Raw genomic sequence first — 11,476 nt, 5'->3', positions numbered from 1 at the left:
CGCGTGGTCGGCCGCGGCCGCCGCTCGCGTGCACGCCTTGGCCGCCAACCTCGCCGCATACGACGGCGAGCCGGCGGCCGCGCCGATCTCCGCCTCGCCGCTGTTGCGGCACATCCGCCCGGCTATCCGCGTGCTGCGGGAACTCGCGGGCGAATGACCACACGACCCAGGCGAGAATTCCGAGACGACCGCGAACCTGCCCCCTCGCGTGTGGACGGGGAGTGCGCGTGGTCGGCCGCCGCGGGGTGAGGTAGGCAGCCCAGCTGCCACGAATCCGGCGGGTCCTGGCAGGATCGAAGCCGTGAATGCGCAAGTGGAGACTGTCATCGACCTGGATGCCATCGCCCACAACGTGCGTGTGCTGCGCGAGTTCGCGCAGGGCGCCGGGGTGATGGCGGTGGTCAAGGCCGACGGCTACAACCACGGCGCGGTCGAGGTCGGCCGCACGGCGCTGGCGGCGGGAGCCACCGAGCTGGGGGTCACGACCGTCGCCGAGGCGCTGGCCCTGCGCGCCGCCGGGATCACCGCGCCGATCCTGTGCTGGCTCAACACCATCGATGCCGATTTCGGCGCCGCGATCGCGGCCGATGTCGAGATCGGGGTGTCCTCGCTCACGCAGTTGCGGGCCGTCGAGCGGGCCGCGCGCGCGAGCGGCCGGACCGCCACCGTGACGCTCAAGGTCGACACCGGCTTGAACCGCAACGGGGTCTCGGTCGCCGAGTATCCGCAGGTCCTGCGGGCACTGCGCGTCCTCGTCGACGAGCAGGTCGTTCGGTTCCGGGCGATCTTCTCCCACCTCGCGCACTCCGACGAACCGGAGCATCCGATGCTCGACCGGCAGCGGGAACGCTTCGTGGAGGCGATCGCGCAGGCCAAGGAGCAGGGGCTGGAACCCGAGCAGGTGCACCTGGCCAACTCCGCGGCCACGCTGACCCGCCCCGACCTGCACTTCGACGTGGTGCGCCCGGGCATCGCGGTGTACGGGCTGTCGCCGATCCCGGAGCTCGGCGACTTCGGGCTGCGGCCCGCGATGACGTTGCAAGCCGAGGTCACCCTGGTGAAACGGGTGCCGGCGGGGGAGGGCGTGTCCTACGGGCACCGCTGGATCGCGCCGCGTGACACGACGGTCGCGCTGGTGCCCGCCGGGTACGCCGACGGTGTATTCCGCTCGCTGAGTGGGCGTTTCGAGGTGTGGCTGGGCGGGTCCCGGCACCGTAATGTCGGGCGGGTGTGCATGGACCAGTTCATGGTCGACCTCGGCGACAACCCGGGCGGCGTGCGGGAGGGTGATCGGGCGGTGCTCTTCGGCGGCGGCGCCGGGCATCCGCACGCGCTCGACTGGGCCAGGCTGCTCGACACCATCGACTACGAGGTGGTCTGCTCGCCGCGCGGCCGGGCCGTGCGCCGCTACGTGGGGACCGGCCGATGACGCGGGGCAGGGTGATCCTGCGCGGCGGCCTGGCGACCGCGAGCCTGCTCGGCGCGCTCGCCGTCGCGCACACGCTGCGCCGGATCGGCGCGCGCGTGCTGTGGCCCGCCGAACGCGACGAGTACCGCGACGAGAACTTCGCCCTGATCGACGAGGACGAGCCGGGGTCGGTGATCGCCGACGACGGTGTGTCGCTGGCCACCCGCACCTACGGTGACGAGTCCGCCGAGGTGACCGTCGTGTTCGTGCACGGCTTCTGCAACAGCATGGAGTCCTTCCACTTCCAGCGCCGCGATCTCGCGCGCGCCTGGGGTCCGCGGGTCCGGATGGTCTTCTTCGACCAGCGCGGGCACGGCCGCTCCGGCACGCCGAGCACCGAGAGCTGCACCGTCGCCCAGCTCGGCCACGATGTCGCCGCCGTGCTGCGCGAGTGCGCGCCGACCGGGCCGGTGGTGCTGGTGGGCCATTCGCTCGGCGGGATGGCCGTGCTCGCGGCCGCGGCGCAGTTCCCCGAACTCTTCGCGGCGCGGGTGCGCGCGGTCGGCCTGTTCTGCACCGCCGCCGCCGAGGTGACCGCGACCGGGCTGCCGCAGCTGCTGCGGCATCCGGCCATCGACGGGTTCCGGATGGCGGTGCGCACCGCGCCCGCCGTCGTCCAGGTGAGCCGGACCGCGAGCAAGCAGCTGGTGACGCCGATCCTGCACGTCAGCTCGTTCCACGGTCCGGTGAGCCCGACGCTGTCGCGATTCACCACGATGATGATCGACCGCACCCCGGTCGCGACCATCGAGAAGTTCCTGAAAGCGATTGAGTTGCACGATGAGTCGGCGGCGCTGCCGGTGCTGGCCGAGATGCCGGTGCTGGTCCTGGGCGGCGCGCACGACATGGTGATCCCGTTCCGCAATTCGCGCGCGCTGGCCGCGGCGCTGCCCGGCAGCGAGCTGGTGCGGGTGCGCGAGGCCGCGCACATGCCGCACCTGCAGTACCCCGAGGTGACGCTGGACGCGCTCGATCGGCTGCTGGCCGCCGCCGGCTTCGGCGACGCGCGGAGTGGGGAGGCCGTCGGTGGCTGAGCCACAGCAGCGTGTCCTCGCCACGGTCGAGGACACCGAGGCGTTCGGCCGGGAGCTGGCCGCGACCCTGCGCGCCGGCGACCTGGTGGTGCTCGACGGTCCGCTCGGCGCCGGAAAAACGGCGCTGACCAGGGGAATCGCGGCGGGTCTCGGCGTGGCTGGCCGGGTCAGCTCGCCGACCTTCATCATCGCGCGGGCGCACAAGGCGGGGCAGCGGCCCGACGGCACGCCCGGCGTCGCGCTGGTGCACGTGGACGCCTACCGCCTCGCGGGCGACCTGGACGAACTCGACGCTCTCGACCTCGACACCGACTTACATCACGCCGTCGTGGTGGTGGAGTGGGGCAAGGGTGTCGTCGAACACCTCACCGAGCGGCATCTGCGGGTGCAACTCGCCCGGGAACCGGAATCCGATGTGCGCACGGCCATCTGGGAGTGGATCGAATAACCCGTGGATCGGCGGGCACCGGTGCGCGCCGGGCGCGGAAACCACCCGGTATTGTTGAGACAATCATGCTCGTACTAGCAGTCGACACCGCGACACCCGCCGTTACAGCGGGATTGGTGCATCTGTCACCTGCCGCCGACGCGGACGCCCGGCCCGCCGTGGCGACGCTCGCTGCCCGCGTGAAGGTCGACGCCCGCGCCCACGCCGAAGTGCTCACCCCGCAGATCCTGGAATGCCTCACCGAGGCCGGGGTGCGCCGCGACGAGCTCGACGCGCTCGTCGTCGGGATCGGGCCGGGCCCGTTCACCGGGCTGCGCGTCGGGATGGCCACCGCCGCCGCCTTCGGTGACGCGCTGGGGCTGCCCGTGTACGGGGTGTGCAGCCTCGATGCCATCGCCGCCGAGGCCGAGGCCACGGGCGAGCAGCGCGACATCGGCGAACTGCTGGTGGTGACCGACGCGCGCAGGCGCGAGGTCTACTGGGCCCGCTACCTGAACGGGACGCGCAGCGCCGGACCCGAGGTGTGCAAGCCCGCCGAGGTCCCGCTCGGCGACGCCGCCGCGATCGCGGGCTCGGCCGCCCACGTCGACTACTTCGATCTGCCGGTGCTGCCGAGCGAGACGCCCTCGCCCGCCGGGCTGGTGACCGTCGCCGCGGCCGAGCTGCTGGCCGGTACCGCGCCCGAGCCGCTGGTCCCGCTGTACCTGCGCAGGCCCGACGCCGTGGAGAACAGCTTCCGCACCCTCGACCGGACCGGGGCGTGAGCGCCGTGTCCGACTACCGGATCGCACCGATGACGGTGCACGACATCGACCGCTGCGTCGAGCTCGAGCACCTGCTGTTCCCCGAGGACGACCCCTGGCAGGCGGTGTCGTTCCGGTCCGAGCTGGCCGGCGCGCACAACCGCTACATCACCGCCCGCGACGCGAACGGCGCGATGGTCGGGTACGCGGGCATCGCGCTGCTCGGCGACGCCGCGCATCCCGAAGCCGAGGTGCACACCATCGGCGTCGATCCGGACTGTCATCGCGGCGGCATCGGCACGCTGCTGCTGGAGGCGTTGCTGGCCACCGCCGCCGAACGCGGCGGCCCGGTGTTCCTCGAGGTCCGCACCGACAACGCGCCCGCGATCGCGCTCTACGCCAAGCACGGTTTCCACATCATCGGGCTGCGCAAGAACTACTACCACCCCAGCGGCGCCGACGCGTACACGATGCGCAGGCCCGAACTCACCGTGGCGGCCGACGAATGGGCCGCGCGCGGCAGGCAGGACGAGGTGCTGTCGTGATCGTCATGGGCATCGAAAGCTCGTGCGACGAAACGGGAGTCGGCATCGTCCGGCGTCACCCGGATGGTTCGCTGGAACTGCTCGCCGACGAGGTGGCCTCCAGCGTCGACCAGCACGCGCGCTTCGGCGGCGTGGTCCCCGAGATCGCCTCGCGCGCGCATCTCGAGGCGATCGTGCCCGCCATGCGCCGGGCGCTGGCCGCCGCGGGCATCAGCAAGCCCGACGCGCTCGCCGTCACCATCGGGCCCGGCCTCGCCGGTGCGCTGCTGGTCGGCGTCGCCGCGGCCAAGGCCTACGCGGCCGCCTGGGACGTACCGTTCTACGCGCTCAACCACCTCGGCGGGCACGTCGCGGTGGACACTCTCGAGCACGGTCCGCTGCCGCCCGCGGTGGCGCTGCTCGTCTCCGGCGGGCACACGCACCTGCTGCAGGTCACCGACCTGGGCTCGCCGATCACCGAACTCGGCAGCACGGTCGACGACGCCGCGGGTGAGGCCTTCGACAAGGTCGCCCGCCTGCTCGGCCTCGGCTACCCGGGCGGTCCCTACCTCGACGCGGCGGCCAAGGACGGCGACCCGCGCGCGATCGCGTTCCCGCGCGGCATGACCGGTCCGCGCGATGCCCGCTACGACTTCTCCTTCTCCGGCCTCAAGACCGCGGTAGCCCGCTATGTCGAGGCCGCGCAGCGCCAGGGCATCGGCCCCGACCAGCTGCCGATCCCGGATATCGCCGCGTCCTTCCAGGAGGCGGTGGCCGATGTGCTGACGATGAAGGCCGTGCGCGCCGCGACCGATGTCGGCGTGGACACGATCGTGCTCGGCGGCGGTGCCACCGCGAATTCGCGGATTCGTTCGCTGGCCGAGGAACGCTGCGCGGCAGCGGGATTGACCCTGCGGGTGCCCAAGCCTCGGCTGTGCACCGACAACGGGGTGATGATCGCGGCGCTCGGTGCGCACGTGATCGCGGCGGGCGCGCAGCCCGCGGAATTGACGGTCGCCACCGATCCGGGTCTGCCGGTGTCGGTGAGCGCTCTGCGCGGCTAGTCGATCAGCTGCAGTGGCGCGCTCTCCGGTGTACTCGCGGCGGGCGGCACCGGGAGCAGGCCCTGGGCGGGCCGCTGGGACGGTGAGGTGTTCGGCGTCGACGGTCGCTGCTGCTGGCCACCCGAGGACCCACTGTCGATCGGGCCGAGCGGCGACTCCGGGTAGGGGATCTGCGGCAGATTCGGATCCGGGCGCAGCGTGGGCGCCATCGTCGACGACGGCGGCGCCATCTGGCTCGGGGGCGACGACGGCGGCGTGGTCGACGGCGTGGTCGGGGCCGGGGTCGTCGTGACTTCGGTGGTGGGCGGCGCGTTGGTGACGCCGGTGCGGTCGGTGCTCTCGCGATTCTGGGGTGTCGGTGCCTGCTGCGGCACCACGGGTAACGGCGGTTGCCGCACGGTGCTGCTGGTGCCCGCGGGGGTGACATCGGCGGGATCGGGCGAGACCGCTTGCACGCCGTAGCCGATCACCAGGCCGACCACGACGACCGCGCCGGCCAGCGTCCCGGCGACCTTGGCGAAGGTGCCGCTCGGGGCGTCGCCCAGCGCGGCCACCTGCAGGGCCGAGGGTGCCGCCGCGTCGGCGACGAGCGCGGCGCCCTTGGCGATCACGGCCTCCGGATCGGGCACGGTGAGGACCGGGACGTCCAGCCTGCCGTGCAGCGTCTCCACGACGGCGGGGATGTTGGCGCAGCCGCCGATCACCGCGACCGCCTCGGGGTACTTCGGCGCGCGGGTGAAGACCGAACCGGTGAACAGCGCGATATTGCGCAGCAGCCCACCGATGAGCTCCTCGAAATCGGAGCGGGTGAGCTTGAGCGGCTGCCCGGCGACGTGGTCGATGGTGACCGCGGGCGCGATCGACAGGTGCTCCTTGGCCGCCCGGCCCCGGTTGGTCAGGGTGCCGCGGTTGGGCCTGGTGCCCCGGCGGGCGTAGTGCAGGTCGACGAGGTGGTGGTAGATCAGCTCGTCGATGGCGTTGCCGCTGAGCGTGGGCGTGCGTTCGGTGTGCAGGATCGTGCCGTCGGCGTAGTCGACGACGGTGACGGTGAGTCCGGTGGCGCCGAGGTCGACCACGGCGACGGTGGCGTAGCGGCCGAGCAGGCCGGTGTCGCGTAAGTAGGTCATCGCCGCGGTGCCCTCGGGCACCAGCCGCAGATCCCGGTGCCGGGTGGTGGCGGCCCGGATGGCCTGGGCCTGCTCCTTGTTCCGGTAGGCGACGGCGACGCTGGTCGGTGGGCGCGATCGGGCCGACTCGGCCCTGCGGTGCGCGCCGGTGGAATAACGCCCGAGCGGTTCGCCCGCCATGGCGGCGCCCTGGGTGACGGGCAGCTGGGTGGTCATCAGCTCGATCGAGGACGACACGAGATCGCCGAGATCGGAATGGGCCGCGTCGGCGGAGACGACGCGGTAATCGAAGCTCTGCTCACCGGCCGGACCGGTGGCGACCAGCGCTGAGCACACCACCTCGTTACCTGCGGAGATGCCGAGGGATGTTCGCATGTTCACCTCCCTTCGAGCGGATGGTTCTGTGATGCCGACCATCTCGAATGGAACGCTATACATATCCTTTCACAGCCTGTTATGCGAACGTTACAGATTGTGGCAAGCGATGTGAAGATCACTGGCCAGTGTGGGCGTGTCGAAAATGCGACATTGGCAGAACCCGGCCTTGAGCGCTGGCACTCTCACGTATAGAGTGCTAGTCGGCACTGTGTAGCTGTGCTTGTGCCAGTCGACTACTGGGCTTCGGGTCCCGGCACCCGCGACGACGGGGCTGACGCGCAGGGTCGCATGCAGACCGAAACCCGGTCCGGGACAACAGTTCCGGACGACCGAATTCCCCTGAAAGTGGAGGGCTCAACGTGGCGAGCGTGAACATCAAGCCGCTCGAGGACAAGATCCTCGTCCAGGCCAACGAGGCCGAGACGACGACGGCCTCCGGCCTGGTCATCCCGGACACGGCCAAGGAGAAGCCGCAGGAGGGCACCGTCATCGCCGTCGGCGAGGGCCGGATCACCGACAAGGGTGACCGCATCCCCGTCGACGTCAAGGAAGGCGACGTCGTCATCTACAGCAAGTACGGCGGCACCGAGATCAAGTACCAGGGTGGCGAGTACCTCATCCTGTCGGCGCGCGACATCCTGGCCGTCGTCACCAAGTAGGCCAACGCCGCATTCGCGTTCCGCCCCGGCGTCGTCCAGCGACCCGGGGCGGATTGCGTTCTCACTCGCGGCATGAGCGACGGACCCGGAGGCGGCAGCTCGCGTCACCACGTAGGGGCCCGGGAGTGCCGCCATTCAACACAGGAGCTGAATCCTTTATGGCAAAGCAGATCGAGTTCGACGAGAAGGCTCGCCGGGCTCTGGAACGCGGTGTCGACAAGCTCGCCGACGCCGTCAAGGTGACCCTCGGTCCCCGCGGCCGCCACGTCGTGCTGGCCAAGGCCTTCGGTGGCCCGACCGTCACCAACGACGGTGTCACCATCGCGCGGGACATCGACCTCGAGGACCCCTTCGAGAACCTCGGCGCGCAGCTCGTCAAGAGCGTCGCCACCAAGACCAACGACGTCGCCGGTGACGGCACCACGACCGCGACCGTGCTGGCCCAGGCCTTCGTGCGCGCGGGCCTGAAGAACGTCGCCGCGGGTGCCAACCCGATCTCCCTCGGCCAGGGCATCGCGCTGGCCGCCGACAAGGTGTCGGAGGTGCTGCTGGCCGCGGCCACCCCGGTCTCCGGCGAGCAGGCCATCGCCCAGGTCGCCACCGTCTCCTCGCGCGACGAGGAGATCGGCGCGATGGTCGGCAAGGCGCTGACCACCGTCGGCAAGGACGGCGTGGTGACGGTCGAGGAGTCCTCGACCACCCAGACCGAGCTCGTGATCACCGAGGGTGTGGCGTTCGACAAGGGCTACCTCTCGCCCTACTTCGTGACCGACCCCGAGACCCAGCAGGCCGTGCTGGAGGACACCTACGTCCTGCTGCACCGCGACAAGATCAGCTCGCTGCCCGACCTGCTGCCGCTGCTCGAGAAGATCGCCGAGTCCGGCAAGTCGGTGCTGATCATCGCCGAGGACATCGAGGGCGAGGCGCTGTCCACCCTGGTGGTCAACTCGATCCGCAAGACCCTCAAGGCCGTCGCGGTCAAGGCGCCGTTCTTCGGTGACCGCCGCAAGGCGTTCCTCGACGACCTGGCCGTCGTCACCGGTGGCACCGTGATCAACCCCGATCTGGGCGTCACCCTGCGCGAGGCCACCATCGAGCAGCTCGGTCAGGCGCGTCGCATCGTCGTGACCAAGGACGAGACTGTCCTGATCGACGGCGCGGGCACCGAGGCCGACATCGCGGCCCGCAGCGCGCAGCTGCGTCGCGAGATCGAGGCCACCGATTCCGACTGGGATCGCGAGAAGCTCGAGGAGCGTCTGGCGAAGCTGGCCGGCGGCGTCGCGGTGATCCGCGTCGGCGCGGCCACCGAGACCGCGCTCAAGGAGCGCAAGTACCGCGTCGACGACGCGGTCGCGGCGGCCAAGGCCGCGGTCGAGGAGGGCATCGTCGCCGGTGGCGGTACCGCACTCGTGCAGGCCGCGACCGCGCTGATCGAGCTGCGCGACTCGCTGACCGGTGACCAGCGCGTCGGCGTCGAGGTCGTCCGCAAGGGCCTCGAGGCGCCGCTGTTCTGGATCGCCACCAACGCCGGTGTCGACGGCGCGGTCGTCGTCAGCAAGGTCGCCGAGGGCAAGGAGGGCTTCAACGCCGCCACCCTGACCTACGGTGACCTGCTCACCGACGGTGTCGTCGACCCGGTCAAGGTGACCCGCTCCGCCGTGGTGAACGCCGCCTCGGTCGCGCGGATGATCCTGACCACCGAGAGCGCCATCGTGGAGAAGCCGGCCGAGGAGGCCGACGACCACGGGCATCACGGCCACGCGCACTGACCCGCGGCACGACGAAGGCCCCTGGACCGCACTGCGGTTCGGGGGCCTTTCGTTTTCGCGCTAGCTGGCTACCGGGGGCTCTTCGGCGTCGAGCGCGGCCAGCAGGCGCGCACGCAGGGAGGGGGGAGGTGGTGTCGGGGTACTCGCAGCGAGTTCGGCGAGGACCGTGCGGGTAGCGCGGATCTCGTGCAGGAACTCGGTACAGAGGACGGGGTCTTCGGTATCGATGATGGTCTGGATCGCGTGATGGTCTTCGTCGTCGATCAATCCGAGCGCGACGGTGTGCGCGAGATCGATCTGGGCTTCGTTCATCTCACGTCACCCCCAAACTTTTCTTCAGTCGTGTCAGTCCGTCCCGAATACGGGACTTGACGGTCGGTAGTCCGATGCCGAGGTGCTGAGCTACCTCCGCATAGGTGCGCCCGCCGTAGTAGGCGAGCGAGATCGCCTCGCGCTGCGTCTCGGTCAAAGTCGAGAGCCCGCGCTGGACGGCCTGTTGTTCGAGTCTGCGTTCCACCTCCTCCGTGACCTCGTCGAATTCGTTGCCGAGAACCCGTATCCCGTACGCGACCTCGCGCTGGGTGTGGGCTTGCTCGGCACGAACCCGGTCGACCGCCCGTCGGTGCGCCAACGTCATCAGCCAGGTCACCGCCGACCCCTTGGCGGGGTCGAAACTCGTTGCGGTGCGCCAGATCTGGAGATAGACCTCTTGCGTGGTCTCCTCCGCGTATCCCGGGTCGTGGAGGACCCGCAGGATCAGGCCGAAGACGCGCGCAGACGTCCGGTCGTACAGTTCGGCAAAGGCTTGCTGGTCGGACAGGCCGCATCGTTCCAACAGTGCAGCTAGCTCGACTCCTTCGGCCGCGCGTGCGGTAACCGCAGAATCCACGCTCGGTGGGAAGGCTTCGCTTCGGAACCCATTCTGTGTCATCGGTCACGAATGTAGCCCGCGGCTATGACCTCCCTCCGCCCGGGGGTGCCTTGTTCGGGTGCCAGCTGTTTGCTAGAGATTCGGCACGCCACGCCGGGCGGATGGGAGTTGATTTGCCGAAGTATCTAGACGGCCATGCGGCGCCGGTTGCGGCGCGCGTGCATCTCGCGTTCGGTCTCCGACATCCCGCCCCAGATGCCGTACGGCTCGCTCACCTTGAGCGCGTGGGTACGGCACTGCATCAGCACGGGGCAGGCCCGGCAGATCTCTTTGGCGCGCATCTCGCGCGCGGTGCGGGCACGGCCACGTTCGCCGTCGGGATGGAAGAAGACGGCGGAGTCCTGGCCGCGGCACGAACCGCGCATCTGCCAATCCCAGACATCGGCGTTCGGGCCGGGGAGGTGGGTGGGCATGGGCATGGTGAACTCCTTGTGGTGCGAGCTCGTCAGCGTTGTCGAGCGACGTGGTGCGGCAGGTCTTCGCGCCACCTCGCGCGGAGGTGGCCGGCTCGACGGTGCCTGACGGTGCCGAAGGTGGTCGCTGCAATTTCGCGCGGCGCCGACCCCGGCGATGAGCTACGTTAGGTGCACGCGGGAATTTCCGTCAATAGTTCGACGCATTGGTACCGCAAATCCGCAACGCTGAAATTTAACCTGCGCACTGTTTACATTTCATGCTCGACCCGTCCATACTGTTCGGTTGGCTATGGATGGGTCGCCGCGCGGTGCTCGCGGCGTCGGGCGTTTCCCCAGGTCGCGCCAGGCAGGGCCGGTTTCGGCCTGCTGGGCCGCCGGTCGGGCGGGTGTTCCGGGTCACAACGGCCCTCCGCCGTGGACGGGGCGCAGATGGCGTAATCGGGGCGCCGAGGTTAATTGCGCGAAACGCATGTGAATTCGAAACTTTGCGGTAGCGGTGCCGGCGGGCGGAGATTTACCTGATGGCAACATGAGCCACCGGAGGAAAAGCTGATCGGTAGCTGCGCCTGCGTCGTCGTGACATATCACGAGAAGGCCTCGCCGCCGGTGGCGGCTACAGTCTCGGCGTGCAGACAACGGCTTCACCCGCGGATATCGGTTCCGAAATACTCGCTGCGACTGCTTTCGGGCCCACACCCGGCACGGCCGCTGCGGAGTTGCCGACTCCGGCTACCCCCCTGGACAGGTGGTATCGCGCTGTCGCGCTCGGCGCGCAGGGCCGCTACGCCGCTGCCAGAGCGGAGCTGCTGACGCTCACCCGCGCGCGCATCGATCCGGCGCTGCGCTCGCGCGTCGAGAGCACCCGCGGCTCGCTGCTGCGTCAGCTCGGCGGGCACGCCGCCGCCGCGACCTTCG

12 protein-coding genes and 1 pseudogene are annotated in these 11,476 nt (G+C 70.2%); 9 read left to right on the top strand and 4 right to left on the bottom strand.

Annotated elements, in window-relative coordinates; translation table 11 throughout:
- Positions 1-292 precede the first annotated feature (292 nt).
- From alr to tsaD, 6 genes are all read left to right on the top strand, one after another.
- A complete protein-coding gene (gene alr, locus V8688_RS29070; RefSeq protein ID WP_316573711.1) occupies positions 293-1,429 on the top strand; it encodes an alanine racemase in 1,137 nt (378 codons plus the stop codon).
- Positions 1,426-2,502 (top strand): alpha/beta hydrolase, encoded by a 1,077-nt coding sequence (locus V8688_RS29065; RefSeq protein WP_218717749.1) that lies wholly within the window; start codon positions 1,426-1,428, stop codon positions 2,500-2,502. Before alr ends, V8688_RS29065 begins: the two co-directional genes overlap by 4 nt.
- Complete coding sequence (gene tsaE / locus V8688_RS29060; RefSeq protein ID WP_218717750.1) at positions 2,495-2,950, top strand: tRNA (adenosine(37)-N6)-threonylcarbamoyltransferase complex ATPase subunit type 1 TsaE; 456 nt, start codon at positions 2,495-2,497, stop codon at positions 2,948-2,950. The genes V8688_RS29065 and tsaE overlap by 8 nt, the downstream gene beginning before the upstream one ends.
- A 65-nt stretch (positions 2,951-3,015) precedes the next feature.
- Entirely contained in the window at positions 3,016-3,714 is a 699-nt protein-coding gene (gene tsaB, locus V8688_RS29055) for a tRNA (adenosine(37)-N6)-threonylcarbamoyltransferase complex dimerization subunit type 1 TsaB (RefSeq protein WP_218717751.1), read from the top strand.
- A 29-nt stretch (positions 3,715-3,743) separates the two neighbouring features.
- Positions 3,744-4,238 carry a ribosomal protein S18-alanine N-acetyltransferase gene (gene rimI, locus V8688_RS29050; RefSeq protein ID WP_218717760.1) on the top strand — a complete coding sequence of 165 codons (495 nt, stop codon included), beginning with the start codon at positions 3,744-3,746 and terminating at the stop codon, positions 4,236-4,238.
- Complete coding sequence (tsaD, locus tag V8688_RS29045) at positions 4,235-5,281, top strand: tRNA (adenosine(37)-N6)-threonylcarbamoyltransferase complex transferase subunit TsaD (RefSeq protein ID WP_218717752.1); 1,047 nt, start codon at positions 4,235-4,237, stop codon at positions 5,279-5,281. The genes rimI and tsaD overlap by 4 nt, the downstream gene beginning before the upstream one ends.
- Here tsaD and V8688_RS29040 read toward each other — a convergent pair.
- Positions 5,278-6,783: an Hsp70 family protein gene (locus tag V8688_RS29040; RefSeq protein WP_342802124.1), complete on the bottom strand. Its 1,506-nt coding sequence runs from the start codon at positions 6,781-6,783 to the stop codon at positions 5,278-5,280. The genes tsaD and V8688_RS29040 overlap by 4 nt on opposite strands.
- A 362-nt stretch (positions 6,784-7,145) precedes the next feature.
- Between V8688_RS29040 and groES the strand changes: the two genes are divergently transcribed.
- Positions 7,146-7,445, top strand: a complete 300-nt coding sequence (groES, locus tag V8688_RS29035; RefSeq protein ID WP_110037083.1) for a co-chaperone GroES — start codon at positions 7,146-7,148, stop codon at positions 7,443-7,445.
- Positions 7,446-7,603: 158 nt separating this feature from the next.
- Positions 7,604-9,214 carry a chaperonin GroEL gene (groL, locus tag V8688_RS29030; protein WP_218717754.1) on the top strand — a complete coding sequence of 537 codons (1,611 nt, stop codon included), beginning with the start codon at positions 7,604-7,606 and terminating at the stop codon, positions 9,212-9,214.
- 60 nt (positions 9,215-9,274) lie between these two features.
- Here the strand turns inward: groL and V8688_RS29025 are convergent, their stop codons facing one another.
- The 3 genes from V8688_RS29025 to V8688_RS29015 form a co-directional block, all read right to left on the bottom strand.
- Entirely contained in the window at positions 9,275-9,526 is a 252-nt protein-coding gene (locus V8688_RS29025) for a hypothetical protein (RefSeq protein WP_218717755.1), read from the bottom strand.
- Between the two features lies 1 nt (position 9,527).
- The gene (locus tag V8688_RS29020; RefSeq protein WP_255587510.1) at positions 9,528-10,145 is read right to left on the bottom strand and encodes a sigma-70 family RNA polymerase sigma factor; all 618 of its coding nucleotides are present in this window, start codon (positions 10,143-10,145) and stop codon (positions 9,528-9,530) included.
- Positions 10,146-10,270: 125 nt separating this feature from the next.
- Positions 10,271-10,564, bottom strand: coding sequence for a WhiB family transcriptional regulator (locus V8688_RS29015; RefSeq protein ID WP_022567299.1), 294 nt, complete (start codon positions 10,562-10,564; stop codon positions 10,271-10,273).
- Between the two features lie 713 nt (positions 10,565-11,277).
- On the opposite strand from V8688_RS29015, the pseudogene V8688_RS29010 reads away from it, so the two are divergent.
- A pseudogene (locus V8688_RS29010) lies at positions 11,278-11,476 on the top strand (hypothetical protein); the annotation flags it as partial.

It is taken from the genome of Nocardia sp. No.11 (assembly GCF_038752175.1).
Lineage (GTDB): Bacteria > Actinomycetota > Actinomycetes > Mycobacteriales > Mycobacteriaceae > Nocardia > Nocardia canadensis.
The sequence above is the reverse complement of the archived record's forward strand: the minus strand, read 5'-3'. Positions and strand labels throughout refer to the sequence as shown.